Raw genomic sequence first — 14,635 nt, forward strand, 5'->3', positions numbered from 1 at the left:
GTTCTATTGTGACTTCCGCATTCCTCCCGGCACTGACCCTACGGGTACAGTGCGGGGCTCCTGCGATTTCTAGCTGAACCAGGTGGCTGGACAAGAGGGTCCAGCTTTCGGGGTATGCTGTGAGAGCGCTGGGCTGGGTATCCCGGCCAGCTTTTTCCTCTGGGCCCTTCTCTACTGGATAACGCCTCCAATGCCCCTTGCTACTGCGCAACGCTGTCGCGAACAGGATTCTGTACCGTTGGCTTTGTTGAGTGTATCCGACAAAACCGGACTGATCCCGCTGGCCCAGTCCCTCGTGCAAGAGCATGGCTTTCAACTGCTCAGCAGTGGGGGAACCGCCAAGGCGCTCTCAGAAGCTGGGATCCCGGTCACCCCTGTCTCTGCCCACACTGGCGCGCCGGAAATCTTGGGGGGAAGGGTGAAGACGCTGCACCCCCGCATTCACGCCGGCATTTTGGCCCGCCTGGAATGCAGCGAAGACCGGGCAGACCTAGAGGCGCTGGGGATCCCTCCCATCCAACTGGTGGTGGTCAACTTCTACCCTTTTGAACAGACAGTGGCCCAGGCAGGAGTGTCTCTGGAGGAAGCTTTTGAGCAGATCGATATCGGCGGGCCCACTTTGGCGCGGGCGGCAGCCAAAAATTATCCCCACGTCACGGTGCTGACGGATCCCAGCCAGTACCCCCAGTATTTGCAACTGCTCTCCGGGGCCTATGGGGAAACAGAGCGGCTGGCGTTTCGCTTCCAGTGTGCTCGTCGGGCCTTTGAGCAGGTGCTGGCCTACGACCGCGCCATCGTCACCTACCTGGCTCGCCTGGAGCTAGCAGGTCCCTCCCAGTCCTCCGCAGCTGCCGCTGAAGACAGGTTTCAACTGCAAGGGATCCCTTGGCGAACCTTGCGCTACGGGGAAAATCCCCATCAAGCTGCCACTTGGTATGTGACGGATCCGGCTGCCCCCGGCTGGCACCGGGCTAAGCAGTTGCAGGGGAAGGAGCTGAGCTACAACAACCTGCTGGATCTGGAGGCGGCCCGTGCCCTGGCGGCAGAGTTAACCTTGTTACTCCGCAATGCTGATGCGACGCGGCCCACTGACGGGAAGGGCTCTGTGTCTTCTGGCTCTGCTCGGAGGGAGTTCTTGCAACCTGAACAAGCGGTGGCGGTGGTGGTTAAGCACAACAACCCCTGCGGGGTGGCCATTCGCCCATCGCCGGCTGCCGCCCTCGAGGCTGCCCTGGCTGCTGATCCAGTTTCGGCCTTTGGGGGCATCGTCGCCCTCAACCAACCCTTGGACGCAGAGACCGCCCGGCGGCTGGTAGAGCCTTTTCTGGAGTGTGTGGTGGCTCCCGATTGCACTCCAGAAGCGGCTGAGCTACTGTCAGTCAAAAAGAACTTGCGGGTCTTGGTCTTGCCGGACTTGTGTGTGGGGCCTGCCCAAACAATCCGCACCCTGGCCGGGGGCTTTCTGGTGCAGGATGCCGATTCACCTGTTGCTCTGCAACGCTGTCGCGATCAGGGACTGACGCAAACCGACAGCCCCCCTTCTTGGCAAGTGGTCACCCAGCGCCAGCCCACACCGGAGGAGTGGGCGGATCTGGAGTTTGCCTGGATAGTTTGCAAACATGTGAAATCCAACGCCATTGTCGTTGCCAAGCAGGGACAGACGCTTGGCGTCGGAGCCGGGCAGATGAATCGGGTGGGGGCAGTGGAGATCGCTCTCCAGCAGGCGGGATCCCAAGCAGCAGGAGCTGTTTTGGCCAGCGATGGCTTCTTCCCCTTTGCCGACAGTGTGGAGATGACTGCCCGAGCAGGGATCCGCGCCATCATCCAGCCGGGGGGGAGCATCCGCGATGCCGATTCCATTGCTGCTGCCAACGCTGCCGGTATTGCCATGGTTTGCACCGGCATACGTCACTTTCTGCACTGAGCCCGCCTTTCTGCTCAAGAGAGAAATCTTCCCAAGAGAGACAAAGAGTAGGGAGTATCCTCAACTTTAGGGCAACCCCCAGGCTCTGGCCCGCTCTGCCAGCCAGCCCTCAGCCCGCAAATTCTCCAGTTCTCGGCGCACCCGCAGCCGCAATTCGGCGTGCTGCAGCCCCTTGGGCATGGCAATGCCCAGCCCCACCGTTGCCAAGGGGGATCCCAGAAATTGAAACTGTGGCTCCGCAGCGCTTTCGCGACGGGGATGCTCTGCTAGCCACCCTGCCAGCACCGAGCGATCTGCTGCCCACCCCTGCACCGCCCCTTTCAGGAGCAGTTCCGCCCCTTCTCGGTAGGAATCGACAGGCACCAACTCCACCCCTGGCAGGTATCGATTCAGCAGGGGAATGGCGCTGGAACCGCGCAAGACTGCAACGCGACCGCCCCGCAAGTCCGACCAGCTTTCCCAGTTGTGGGAACGAGCCACAACCAAGCTGGGGCCATCCTGATAGTAAGCAGAAGTGAACTCCACCTGGCGCGCCCGATCCGGGGTAATGCCGATCTGAGCAATGGCCAAATCCACCTGGCCGTCAGCCAGCACCTGCAGCCGCTCTACATTCGAGACCGGCACCAACTCCACAGCCTCTGCCGAGCCCAACAGCCGGGATCCCAGCTCACAAGCCAGCTCGATCTCAAACCCCTGCAGATCCCCTTGGGGAGTGCGAAACCCCAGCGGCCTCAAGTTGTCTTTTACGGCAACGCGCAGCCGTCCAGAATCCACAATCTCCGGCCAAGGACGAGCCACAGTAGGGATCCCTCTCCCCAGGCAGGCGAGGGCCAGAATGGCTGCCAGGAAGGACTTCTGGATAGCCGTCGGAACCTCCTCAGGAGGCGCGAGACTGGCGCGCTGCCTCCACCACCTGGGTAAAGGCCTCTGGATCCAGGAAAGCCAAGCGGGCCAACATTTTGCGGTTGAGCTGGATATTGGCTTTTTTGAGACCATCGATGAACTCGTGGTAACGCAGGCCCTGGGCACGGGTGGCCGCGTTGATGCGGGTAATCCATAGGCGACGAAAATCCCGCTTCTTGCGGCGGCGATCCCGGTAGGCGCTGCGCAAAGCCTTCATCACCTGCTGGTTGGCGGTGCGGAACAGCTTTGAACCAGCTCCCCGAAAGCCTTTGGCCAGCTTGAGGATCTTTTTGCGGCGCTTGCGGGCGACATTGCCCCGTTTGACTCTCATGGCAGTAACTCAATAGGAACTTGAACAAACTCAAACTGAAGGGTAGAAGCACTCCGTCCTGCTAACGGGATCGGAACTGCTGTCGCCAATGCCAGCCTCTGAAATCTTCTTGCCGGCGCGAGCGGGATCCCGGCTAGTGGGTGTTGGGCAACATCAGGCGCACATTGACCACATCCCGCTTGTCCACCAGGGCCACACCGGCCAATTTGCGTTTGCGCTTGCTGGTTTTGTGCTCCAGCAAGTGGTTGTGCCCGGCCCTGCGACGCATAAACTTGCCGCTGCCGGTCAGGCGGAAGCGCTTGGCTGCTGCCTTGCGGGTTTTGATTTTGGGCATGATGACAACCCCAGAATATGCGGGGCCACAGCTAAAGGTCACAGCCTTCTAGGATAAGCCATAGAAGAACAAGAGGGCAAATGCCAAGGTTCGTCCCGCTGAGGCAAGGGAAAGGGGTCGAGAAACTCTCAGGAGACTGAGTTTTGAGGCTCCAGCAGCAGCACTTGCCAGCGCAGCAAGCGTTGCAGTTGCTCAAAGCTCAGGGGGCACTCTAGGCCAGCCTGGATCTCTTGGACGGTGCGGATCCCGTCCACCTGTTGGAGAAAGGCGAAGGCTTCTTCGCTCAGGGAGATGGCTTCGTAAGCATAGTTGAAAATGCTCCGCCCCGGCCACAGGCCCAGACAGGGGCTGAGGTGGGCAATGGCTGATGCTACACTTTCCGGGCTTGTCCATTCCCAGCGGCGGATGGGGGGCTTACCGAGAAACAGCTCGTAGTGGGCCACCACCGGATCCAGCAGCTCGATCAAGCGATAGCGTTCCGGCTCTGGCAGTTGAGCAGCTTGCGCCAACAGCGCTTCATCCTGGCCCAACACCCGCTCCAGCCGCCAAAACTCTGGGTTGGAAAAGCGTAAAAACTGCAGTCCAGAAGCCCGGATTAATTCAAACAGAGTCTCGATGGTGTAATTCACTTCCTGGGGGTGCAGGTACATATCGGCGAAGCATTCGTCGTCCACGTTCTCGATGGCCCAGCGGGCACGTTCTTGCTGCTGGATGCGGTTGGTTTCCGGCAAGATCTCGAAAAGGCGACGGCCCACCTGGAGACCCCTCTGCAATTGCTCCGCCGAGGCGAGGGTTTGGTGTTCAGAACCTGTTACCAGCAGGCGGATGGCCTTTTGCATGAGGCGGATTTCGTGGCGGCCCAGCTCACCATACACAAACAGGTGCAAGAGCCCGCCGGGAGCCAATTTGCCGGCCAAAGCCTGCAGCCCCGCCACGGGATCGGGCAGGTGGTGGAGCACGCCCACGCAGTTGATGAAGTCAAACTGCCCCGGCAGCTGGTCGATGTCGTAGACGTTGAGCTGGCGAAACTGCACCGGCGGTGCCTGGGAAGCTCGACAACGGGCCTCGGCGATTTCCAGGGCGCGGCTGCTCAGATCAAAGGCCCAGATTTCTGCGTTGGGGTTCTGGTGGGCGATGTATTCCGTTCCCACTCCCGAGCCACAGCCGGCATCCAGAATGCGCACCCTGCGCCGACCCGGATGGGATCCCGTACAAAAGGCATGGGCCTGGGGCCAGCTCCAGCGCCAATTCCACCCTGGCGGGGGAACAGTGCCGACGGGCTGCGGGGGGAAGGGGTAGAGCTCGTAGAGCTGCCGCACTTGGTTGAGGACTTGTTCGGCGCTGGGGGAGTTGGGCTGCATGGGCTATCTGTTGGCTGGCTCGGTTACCAGCAAGACTATAGTGACAATATCCCTCCTAAAGCTCCTACTGGGCCCACTGTCATGAAAGTGCTCCGCACCGCCAGCGCGAACGCTTCTTCTTCTCATCCTCTACAAACCGGCCTCACCTTTGACTGGATCAGGCTGACGGCTGAGCTCAAAAAGATTCTGGATCCCCAGCGGGTGATCAGCAAGCCGGAGGAGCTGCTGGTTTACGAATGCGATGGGCTGGTCAGCTACCGGCAAAGGCCGGCGCTGGTGGTGCTGCCCCGCACAACAGAAGAGGTAGCGCAGGTGGTGAAGCTGTGCAGCCGCTACGGGGTGCCTTTTGTGGCGCGGGGATCCGGTACGGGCCTCTCAGGGGGAGCCCTGCCGGTGGAAAATAGCGTCGTCATTGCCACCACCCTGATGAAGCAGATCCTGGAAATCGATCTGGACAACCGCTGCATGGTGGTACAGCCGGGGGTCATCAACACTTGGATTACCCAGGCCGTTGCCGCCCAAGGCTACTTTTATGCGCCGGATCCCTCTAGCCAGTCGGTTTGCTCCATCGGCGGCAATGTGGCGGAGAACTCCGGCGGTGTTCACTGCCTCAAGTACGGCGTAACAGCCAACCACATTCTCGGCCTGACGGTGGTGCTGCCGGATGGGGAGGTGGTGCGCTGGGGGGGTAAGCTCCCGGAGATGCCCGGCTACGATTGGGTGGGCCTGTTTGTGGGATCCGAGGGCACCCTGGGCATTGCCACCGAGATTACCCTGCGCTTGGTCAAGGCCCCGGCTCAAGTGCAGGTTTTGCTGGCAGACTTTGACAGTGTGGAAGCGGCGGGATCCACCGTCTCCGACATCATTGCTGCCGGGATCATCCCCGCCGGCCTGGAGATTATGGACAACTTCAGCATCAATGCCGTGGAGGATGTGGTGCAGTTGGGCTACTATCCGCGGGATGCGGCGGCCATTTTGTTGGTGGAGGTGGATGGGCTAGAGCTGGAGGTGGAAGAAGCCAGCCAACAGGTGAGGGCGCTGTGCTTCAAAAATGGGGCGCGACAGGTGCAAGTCGCATCCGACCCAGAAGAGCGGGCGCGGGTGTGGAAAGGGCGTAAGGCAGCGTTTGCGGCCATGGGCAAGCTCAGCCCCAACTACTATGTTCAGGATGGGGTGATCCCCCGCAGCCGACTAGCCTTTGTCTTGAAGGAAATCGAGCGCCTCAGCCGCGAGTACGGCTATCCGGTGGCCAATGTGTTTCACGCTGGCGACGGCAATCTGCACCCCTTGATCCTCTACGACGAGTCAGTGCCGGGATCCCTGGAGCAGGTGGAGAAATTGGGGGGCGAGATCCTTAAGCTCTGCGTGCGCTTGGGGGGCAGCATCTCCGGCGAACATGGCATCGGGGCAGACAAACGCTGCTACATGCCGGAAATGTTTACGCCTGCGGATTTGGAGAGCATGCAATGGGTGCGGCAGGTGCTTGATCCCCAGCACATCGCCAACCCCGGCAAGATCTTTCCCACCCCCCGCACTTGTGGTGAGTCAGCTCACGCCCACAGCCGACCGGAATGGCAAGAGATCCCAGTCTTTTGATTTTGAACGTGATATGCAGTCGTTTCAGGCTAGAGTGAGACGCCTGGGCTACTGCTCGCGCCAGCGGGACGGAGTCCTATCGCGCCAGCGGGACGGAGTCCTATCGCGCCAGCGGGACGGAGTCCTATCGCGCCAGCGGGACGGAGCGAGACAGAACTTTTCTACTCCTGCTGCTCGCAGCCTCGTCGCGACAGCGTTAGCGTTGCCCTACCGTAGGCACAGCAACAACTCCGGCAGAGGCAGGACAGAGTAGGATGCTACCTTGGCAAAGATTCTTTGGAGAGCAAGGATGAGGCAGCAGAGAGGAATGGCTCAGCACAAGAGGTGGGCGGTGGGCCTGCTGGCAATCTGGGTTTGGCTGAGCTGGGGGGTGGGGGCCTGGTCTGCTCCCCTTTGTCGGGATCCCCTCTTGCTGCGGCAGATCTTGGCAGCTCTGGGCCGCCCGGAGGTGAAGGTAGAGGAGGTGGCCCTTTTTGATTCGGATCAGTGCCTTGTCCAACTGGTGCTGGATCGTCAGGGGTTGAGCGGATCCCTGCCGCCCGAAATAGGCCAATTTCGCCGGTTGCGAGCCTTGTCCCTCAGCCACAACCAACTTTCCGGCCCCATTCCGCCCGAGCTGGGGCAACTCGGCCAGTTGGAAAACCTGTTTCTCGATTACAACGAATTCTCCGGCTCCATTCCAGCCGAGCTGGGGCAGTTGCGAAACCTGCGCGGCCTGTTTTTGGATCACAACCAGCTCTCTGGGCCTATTCCCCCCCAACTGGGGCAACTGCACCATCTGGAAAACCTCATCCTGCAAAACAACCGCCTCAGCAGCACCCTTCCCGGCCAACTGGGCCAGATGAGCTCTCTCAAGGGCCTGTTTTTGGATCGCAATCAGCTCTCTGGGCCTATCCCCCCTCAACTGGGGCAACTGCACCATCTGGAAAACCTCTACTTGTCGGACAATCGCCTCAGCGGATCCCTGCCCCCCGAACTGGCCCAACTGAGTCAGTTGCGGGATCTGCGCTTGGCACGTAACCAGTTCACGGGAGAATTGCCGACCTTTTTGGCAGAACTGCCCCGACTGGAGCGGCTGCACATCGAGGGAAACCCCGGCCTCTGCTTGCCGGCTGCCCTATCCGAGTGGTTTGCCGGCCTAAACCCAGCGGATCCCCTGCCGGCTCCCATCTGCTCATGGACTCCGTCCCGCTAACGCGACCGGTAGCCTACTGGGACTCCGTCCCGCTATCGCGAAAGGACTCTGTCCCACTATTGTGCTCTGCACCGCTGTCACGAACGCAACAGCGTCGCGTAGCAATAACGGCGCAAGTGTGGGATCCCAGCTTGTCCCGGGTGGAGGAGGAGAGCCGTAGCGACGACCAGGCCACTCCTGCTCGGTGGGCCACCACCACTCCAACCGCCTCCAGATAGGAGGTTACCGACACATGAGGGATCCCCAACTGGCGGGGGTGCACCTGCATCACGGTGGTGTTTTCCTCGACGGCAATGAAAAGCGGAGGACGGGCAAGGACTCCGTCCGTTCGCGTCAGCGGCGGAGCATTGTGGTGGGGTTGCGACAGCATTGCGGAGCCATAACGGCTGGCCAGGTGCAGCAAGCCAGGCCCCCCAAAGGCAGTGGCCGGGGCGATGACGCTGTCCACCTGCTCTGCTGTCAGGTCACCCGGTTGGACGGGATCCCCGCTCTTGACAAATTGGGGAGCATAGCTGAGGCCCACCAAAACCGAAGGCAGGAAGGTAAACCCCACCTCTTCTGCGGCAGCGCGGGGGTGAACCGGCTTGGGGAAAGTCTCAGGGTAGAAAGCGGGGGCGTGGGCACAAGGGATCCGCAACTCCCGCACCACCAGGTGGCTGATCAGGGCTTCGACGCCGGCCAAGGGATCCACCCCCATTCCTTGCTCGTATTGGCTGAAGTCCAAGTCATCCGGAAAGCGGGCCACCACAGCAATGGCTTCTGCCCCCAGGCGAACCAGCTCCTGGGCAGTCTCCAAGAGAGCATCGGGCCGGGCTAGGGATCCCTGGCTGGCCCCGGAGGGGGAGAAGCTGACGGAAACGCCCAAGGGTTGGCGGGTCAAGCGCCAGGGGCCGATGTTGAGCCCCAAGGTGGCCTGAGCGGCTTGCATCACCTGCAGGTGGCGTTGTTGCAGATCAGGGGGGATCCCGGCATCCAGCACCACCCCAACACAGTTTTGGCGCACTGGCCGCAAATTCCACACCCCCGCACAGAACTGATCCAGGCCGTACCCTTCCACGTACAACACGTTCCCCATCGGCCAAAACAAACTGGCTCCGTTTAACACGTTGGGATGGGTAATGACCCGCTCTGCGGCTGCTGCCAGGGTGCGGGCAACAGGCAGGGCATCCCCGGCAAAACCACCGATGCGGGCACCAATGCCGGTGGGGATGAGCAGGAGGCTGGTGTAGGGATGGCTCATGCTGCTATGTCTACAGCACTCTATGCTGCTACACGCGAACGGGAACCGCACCGCTAACGCCGGACGGACAGGATCTGCTGGGCTAGGGCCTCGGCCCGCCGCACACAATCTCCCAAGGCCACGCCATCCAGGTAGTTGGCACACACCCACACCCCTGGGGTTTGGTCGGCCAGGCTGGCCTGCAATTGGGCAATCCGCTGCCGGTGGCCAAGCGTATATTGCGGGATAGCTTGGGGCCACAGGCGCTCTCCCAGGCGGATGGGCTCGACAGGGCGGGTGAGCAGGATCTGGCTGAGTTCTGCATGCACAATTTGGGCCCGCTCGTCGGGGGAGAGAGCTGTGATGGGCGGGATCCCTTTCTGACAGGCAAAAGCCGCGTCGGTGGCCCCCCCAATGAAGCTGACCAGGCAGTGATAGCCCTGAGGAGCCCGCTCTGGAAAGAGGGAGGAGGCCCAGATGGTGCCCAGGGTGCGCAGGCCCTGAGAGCGAGGGATCAGATGGCCAAACCCTCGCAGCGGCTGGGGAAGGGCTTCTTCTGGATAGGCCAAAGCCACCACCGCCACAGGCGGGTAGGGGATTTCCCTCAGCAGCCGGCTGGCCTGGGGGTTGAGATCCTGCAGGAGGGTGGCAGCAGCGTAGGCAGGGAGGGTGAGCACCACCTGTTGAGCCGCCACCCAGTGGATTTCTTCTGGGGCCGTGTGCTCTGCACCGCTGTCGTGTATGACGAAGCCCACCCGGTAGCCCGTCTCATCCCGCTTGAGATGCACAGCCCGCCAGCCCAGCCGCAGCGCACTGCCCAGTTTCTGGGCAATCGCCTCAGGTAGCTGCTGCAACCCCTGCCGCAGGTTACCCAGTTGGCCCCGCCTAGGAGAAGGCTGGATGGGGGAGTTGGCGCTGTCCTGGTGACGGGTTCGCGGGAGCGTCGCGTAGCGATAACGGCTGCGCAAAGCCTGCACAGCACCGGCAAATAGGCTGCCGTAGCGTTCTTCCAAGCCGGCAATGCGGGGGAAGGCTGCCAAGGCGCTGAGCTGATCCGGATCCCCGGCATACACCCCTGAGGTGAAAGGTTCGACCAGCCGTTCCACCACCTCGGATCCCAGTTGCCGCTGGAAGAATTGCCGCACCGTTTCCTCTTTGCCCGGCGGTGGCGCGACAAACCCCAACAACCCACGTAAGGCCCGCAACTTGCCGCCCACGCTCAACAGCCGCGAGCCAATTGCCGCAGAAGGGCTCAGGGGCACCGGCAGCAGCTCTTTTTCCCAGTAGATGTAGCGGGGCAACTGGGCATCGGCCAGCACCAGTTGAGAGGACTCCGTCCCGCTGTCTCGACCGGCCAAGCCCACCTCGGCGATCAGGTTGAGCAAAGGGAGGGTGGGAGTGAAGCTGTTGGGGCCCTCTTCCCAGCGATAGCCGCCTCCGGATTGGGTGGAGATACAGCCCCCCACGCGGGAGCTGGCCTCGGCCAGGAGCACCGGCTGGGTGGAGTCATCCCTGGAGGATAGGCCCTGTTGCAGTCGCAAGGCTAACGTTAGGCCGCTGATGCCCGCCCCGACCACCACCACCTCGGCCTGCGAGGGCTGCGTCCCGCTAAAGTGCTCAACAGAAGAGTTCATCTTTTGGGTTCCAACGGGGTTTTCAATCCTCAAGAGTCAAACAATTATGCTCTGAGCCGCTCCCCGTCCCACCAGCGCGTTCGCGTCAGCGGTGCGGAGCATTTTGGATCTATAGCAGCTAGCGCAGCACCCGAAATAGGCTGGGGATCCCGGCCACCTGGGGCAGTTGTTGGATCTCGGCCAGCGCCTGTCGGCAATCGGCCTCGCGGACGGTGTGGGTGAGGATGACGATCTCCGCCTGCTCTTGGTGACATTCCTTTTGGGTAATGCTCTCCAGGCTAACCCGGTGGCGGCCAAAGCAGGTGCCAATCGCCCCCATCACCCCCGGCTGATCCTGGGCCAATACCCGCACGTAAAACTCCGACTCCAATTCCGAGAGAGGGATCAAAGAGGCGGCAGCAGGAAAGCAGGGGAATCCCCACAGCGGATTGGGGGTATGAGCCCCCGTTTGCCGGTGGGCAATCAGGGTCAGCAGATCGCCGACAACGGCGCTGGCAGTCGGCCCCCGCCCCGCCCCCGGCCCCGACAGCACCACCTGACCCAAGGGATCCCCCTGCACCAAAACGGCATTGTCCACGCCGTTGATGTTGGCCAAGGGGTGGGTAGAGGGCAGAAGGGTGGGGTGAACTCGGATGTCCAAGGCCATCGTGTTGCTCCGCAACGCTGTCGCAACCGCCCCTTCCCCGTCATCCAAGGGCTCCGCCCCGCTAGCGCGAACAGGATGGGCCCTTGCTGCTCCGCAATGCTGACGCAACTGGGCAATGGCCAAGAGCTTGAAGGTGTAGCCCCACTCGCGAGCATAGCGAATGTCGGTAGGGCTGATGCCGCGGATCCCTTCGCAGGGGATGGCTGCCCGCTCCACAGACACCCCGAAAGCAAGGCTGGCCAAAATGGCGATCTTGTCGGCGGCATCCCACCCTTCCACATCGGCACTGGGATCCGCCTCGGCGTAGCCGCGGGCTTGGGCCAGAGCAAGGGCTTCCTCAAACGAGCTGGCCGCCTGGGTCATCTGGCTGAGGATGAAGTTGGTGGTGCCGTTCACAATGCCCCAGACCGCCTGGATGTGGCTGGCCTGCAGGGACTGTTGCAAGGGCTGCAGAATGGGGATCCCGCCCCCAACTGCCGCTTCCAGGAGCACCGAGACTTTGGCTTGGGCTGCCGCCTGAAAGATCTCCTCTCCGTGGCGGGCGATCACCGCTTTGTTGGCCGTGATCACCGGTTTGCCGTGGTCAATGGCTTTTAAGATCAAGCTGCGGGCCGGCTCCAAGCCCCCCATCAGCTCGATCACCACGTCGATCTCCGGATCCGACACGATCTGCTCCAGATCGGTGGTCAGGCGCTCAGGTGGGATCCGCACTTGCCGCGGCTTATCCAAAGAGCGCACCCCCACCGCCGCAATATCGACTGCTCGCAAGAGAGGATGTCGGGGTTGCTGCAGAATTTGCACAACACCCGTGCCAACCGTGCCCAGCCCCAATAGCCCAACTCGTTCGCGGTAGCGGCGCATAGCGCTTTAGACCACAACTCTTCCTTTTGCCTGCTGTTCCCGTTAGCGGGACGGAGTCCTTTGCCCTGTGAGGGCTCCGCCTCGCCAATGCAAACAGGAAGCGGACGGGATCCCCTCACCATTATCACGCTTGGATCCACGCTCTGCTAACGCGACTACGATCCGCATGCAGAGCACTTTGTTCGCGCTAGCGGGACGGCGTCCTTAGTTGGGATCTATACACTTGTCCGCCAGAGAATCCCGCAAGGCACGGACAAAGTGATAAGGGGGCAAAGGGGCGCTCCAATCCAGTTGCCAATGGGGGTGCTGAGCCAGCCAGGTTTGGGTGAGCTGAAGGGCGGCTTCCCACTCGGCAGGAGTGAGCAAAAAGTAGAGCCGCAAGGCCTCTCCCGGTTGGGGATCCACCCTTTGCACAGGCCAGGTGGAAGGCCAAAGCTGCTGTAGGGCTTGCTGCTCCTGCTCTTGCTGCTCTTGGGCTTGTCGTTGCTGGAGATAAGCTTGCTTGCGGGCCAAAAGATAGGCTGTTCCGCTCAGGGAGGACTGTGGCTCCGGTTGGGGCTGAGGTCGAACCCTTCCTTTGAGACAATACTCGGCCCGCCCCCCAATGGCTGCCAGGGCTTGTTCGTATTCCGCTTGCCGGGACAGCAGGTGGGATCCCAGCTTTTCTGCTGAGAGGAAGCAGGTGCCGAAGCGCAGGGGCAGCACCGGCATCTGGGCGAACAGTCGGCAGATCACCTGGTCGTGGCGCAGGGCAGAGCGCACCAACACCTCATCCGAGACTTGCAGCGACTCTGGATCCTGCATCGGCTCCACAGCAGCGGCAATTCGGCTGCCTGTCGGGGAGAACACCTGCACCGACCGATGGATCCCCTCGGTTTGCCGGATGAAGGGCAAAAGCTCTGGCGCTGGCTGCAGGAAGAAGGCGTAGGTGTAAAGGGGGCTGTTGATACTCTGCTCATTCCCGTCAGCAGTACGGAGCACTTGGGGTTCTGGCTGAGCTGGGAAGGTCATGGTCTCGGATTTAAGACGAGTAGGTAAGACGGGTAGGCTCGCCTTCCCAGTCTACGCAACCTAGGATTGGGATCTTTGAAACCTACAGGGTTCCACCTATAGAGTTCCACGGCCAGAGTTCTACGGCCAGCCTGGAGATGCGATAGACTAACCTCGCATCGGTTCTGCACAGGCTGGGGTGTCTGGGGCCGGAACAGGGCCTGTTTTTAGGCGGGCTCCCCACCCCAACCCCCCCAACAGGTGAGGCCATGAACAGCCGCCCAGATTTCCAACCCTTCGAAAAAGAAGAAACCGAACGCTTGCGGGATCTACTCCCCGCTTCCTTCCGACCCTTGATCAGCGTCGTTCCCCACTTCGGGGGTGAAGCCCTGCTCATCTCCCGCCGCAAAGCCCCTTGGCAGCCCCAGGGCACAATTGCCATCGATTTTCGCCGTTGGCAAGGGATCCCTCAGCCGCAGCGGGATCTGTTGTTTCTGCGGGAGGTGGGATGGCTGGGCAACCGCAATTGGTTGCAGCCGGGGTTTTACCAATCGCTGGCCTTGATGGGGGGCATCACCACTGTTGCGGAGCTCTCTTTGCAGCACCCTTTTTCCGCTCTGTTGGCAGGTGGCATTACAGCTCTCTCCGTCCGGCAGATCTGGCAAAACCTGAACCGGGAGAGCGCCCATTTCGATGCCGATGAGTTTGCCCTGCGCCGTGCCCAGTTTCGCGGCTACACCCGACAAGAGGCCGCTCAACACCTGGCAGATGCCATAGAACAGGTTCTGAAGCTGGATCCCACCGATATCCTGACGGCGCTACGGCTGCAACGGCTGAGAACCATTGCCCGCAACCTGGCTTCTACCCCCCCCAGCGGAAACGCCTGGTCGCGTTAGCGGGACGGAGTCCTTGGCCAGTTGCACTTGGGTAATGGCCACCCGACCGGAGAAGCAGATGTCGGTATCGGTTTGGGGATCCCGAGCGCGCTCCGCATAGCGGCCCTGATAGCGAAACCACAGCGACTCTGCCCCATTTCCCTCGGCTTCCACCGCATAATCGAGCGGCAGGGGTTGGGTGCAGAGGGGACAATAGACCCGCTCCGGCAGAGGGGATCCGGCGGGCAAGTGAGGCAGGTTCACATTCCAAAACGCCCCCCTGGGCAAAGGTTGTTCCATCAGCTCCGCCAAGATTTCCCGCGTCCACCGCTGGGCCTGCTCCCAGTCGATGGGTTGGCCCCCTGCTCGGTATTGGGAAATGGCAATTCCCGGGATCCCGCGCATCGCTGCTTCCCGTACCGCCGCCACCGTTCCCGACAGGTACACATCCGATCCAAGATTTCCCCCCTCGTTGATACCGGAAAGCACCCAATCCACCGCTGGGGCCAGCTTGAATAGGGCCACTCGCACACAGTCGGCAGGGGATCCCTCGACGGCAAAGGTGCGCTCGCCGCGGGCCAAGGCTCGAAAAGGTCGCCCCGTCGTCACCTGGTGGCTGCAGCCGGAAATCGGTTGGTGGGGGGCCACAATCCAACAGTGTTCTTCCGGGATGAGAGAGTTGAGGGCCAACTTGAGGTTGGCCAGCCCGGCAGCCTCGATGCCGTCATCGTTGGTCAGCAATACCTTCATTCCTACTTTTCCCTTC

At 61.6% G+C, this 14,635-nt stretch carries 13 protein-coding genes; 4 read left to right on the forward strand and 9 right to left on the reverse strand.

Annotated features, from left to right (window positions below):
- The first annotated feature begins 190 nt into the window (after positions 1-190).
- Entirely contained in the window at positions 191-1,924 is a 1,734-nt protein-coding gene (gene purH / locus ACVWYZ_RS05470; RefSeq protein ID WP_457466440.1) for a bifunctional phosphoribosylaminoimidazolecarboxamide formyltransferase/IMP cyclohydrolase, read from the forward strand.
- Between the two features lie 66 nt (positions 1,925-1,990).
- Here the strand turns inward: purH and ACVWYZ_RS05475 are convergent, their stop codons facing one another.
- From ACVWYZ_RS05475 to ACVWYZ_RS05490, 4 genes are all read right to left on the reverse strand, one after another.
- Positions 1,991-2,722 (reverse strand): transporter substrate-binding domain-containing protein, encoded by a 732-nt coding sequence (locus tag ACVWYZ_RS05475; protein WP_414399948.1) that lies wholly within the window; start codon positions 2,720-2,722, stop codon positions 1,991-1,993.
- A gap of 79 nt (positions 2,723-2,801) precedes the next feature.
- Complete coding sequence (rplT, locus tag ACVWYZ_RS05480) at positions 2,802-3,158, reverse strand: 50S ribosomal protein L20 (protein ID WP_011434388.1); 357 nt, start codon at positions 3,156-3,158, stop codon at positions 2,802-2,804.
- A 133-nt stretch (positions 3,159-3,291) separates the two neighbouring features.
- On the reverse strand, positions 3,292-3,492 hold the full coding sequence (rpmI, locus tag ACVWYZ_RS05485; RefSeq protein ID WP_011434387.1) for a 50S ribosomal protein L35: 201 nt from the start codon (positions 3,490-3,492) through the stop codon (positions 3,292-3,294).
- A gap of 128 nt (positions 3,493-3,620) precedes the next feature.
- Positions 3,621-4,853, reverse strand: a complete 1,233-nt coding sequence (locus ACVWYZ_RS05490; protein ID WP_457466441.1) for a class I SAM-dependent methyltransferase — start codon at positions 4,851-4,853, stop codon at positions 3,621-3,623.
- An 81-nt stretch (positions 4,854-4,934) separates the two neighbouring features.
- Here ACVWYZ_RS05490 and glcD point away from each other — a divergent pair, with 81 nt between their 5' ends.
- Together glcD and ACVWYZ_RS05500 are read left to right on the forward strand one after the other, a co-directional pair.
- On the forward strand, positions 4,935-6,449 hold the full coding sequence (gene glcD / locus ACVWYZ_RS05495) for a glycolate oxidase subunit GlcD (protein WP_457466442.1): 1,515 nt from the start codon (positions 4,935-4,937) through the stop codon (positions 6,447-6,449).
- A 307-nt stretch (positions 6,450-6,756) separates the two neighbouring features.
- Positions 6,757-7,644 (forward strand): leucine-rich repeat domain-containing protein, encoded by an 888-nt coding sequence (locus ACVWYZ_RS05500; RefSeq protein ID WP_414355573.1) that lies wholly within the window; start codon positions 6,757-6,759, stop codon positions 7,642-7,644.
- Between the two features lie 13 nt (positions 7,645-7,657).
- Here the strand turns inward: ACVWYZ_RS05500 and ACVWYZ_RS05505 are convergent, their stop codons facing one another.
- The 4 genes from ACVWYZ_RS05505 to ACVWYZ_RS05520 form a co-directional block, all read right to left on the reverse strand.
- Positions 7,658-8,884, reverse strand: coding sequence for a DUF3326 domain-containing protein (locus ACVWYZ_RS05505; RefSeq protein WP_457466443.1), 1,227 nt, complete (start codon positions 8,882-8,884; stop codon positions 7,658-7,660).
- A 53-nt stretch (positions 8,885-8,937) separates the two neighbouring features.
- A complete protein-coding gene (gene hemG, locus ACVWYZ_RS05510) occupies positions 8,938-10,497 on the reverse strand; it encodes a protoporphyrinogen oxidase (protein ID WP_457466444.1) in 1,560 nt (519 codons plus the stop codon).
- A gap of 118 nt (positions 10,498-10,615) precedes the next feature.
- Positions 10,616-12,004 carry a homoserine dehydrogenase gene (locus ACVWYZ_RS05515; RefSeq protein WP_457466445.1) on the reverse strand — a complete coding sequence of 463 codons (1,389 nt, stop codon included), beginning with the start codon at positions 12,002-12,004 and terminating at the stop codon, positions 10,616-10,618.
- 204 nt (positions 12,005-12,208) lie between these two features.
- Positions 12,209-13,015, reverse strand: coding sequence for a GvpL/GvpF family gas vesicle protein (locus tag ACVWYZ_RS05520; RefSeq protein WP_457466446.1), 807 nt, complete (start codon positions 13,013-13,015; stop codon positions 12,209-12,211).
- A gap of 248 nt (positions 13,016-13,263) precedes the next feature.
- On the opposite strand from ACVWYZ_RS05520, the gene ACVWYZ_RS05525 reads away from it, so the two are divergent.
- The gene (locus ACVWYZ_RS05525; RefSeq protein ID WP_457466447.1) at positions 13,264-13,890 is read left to right on the forward strand and encodes a DUF3318 domain-containing protein; all 627 of its coding nucleotides are present in this window, start codon (positions 13,264-13,266) and stop codon (positions 13,888-13,890) included.
- Here the strand turns inward: ACVWYZ_RS05525 and surE are convergent.
- Entirely contained in the window at positions 13,813-14,619 is an 807-nt protein-coding gene (surE, locus tag ACVWYZ_RS05530) for a 5'/3'-nucleotidase SurE (RefSeq protein WP_414406932.1), read from the reverse strand. The genes ACVWYZ_RS05525 and surE overlap by 78 nt on opposite strands.
- Between the last annotated feature and the right edge of the window lie 16 nt (positions 14,620-14,635).

The organism is Thermostichus sp. MS-CIW-37 (assembly GCF_054060065.1).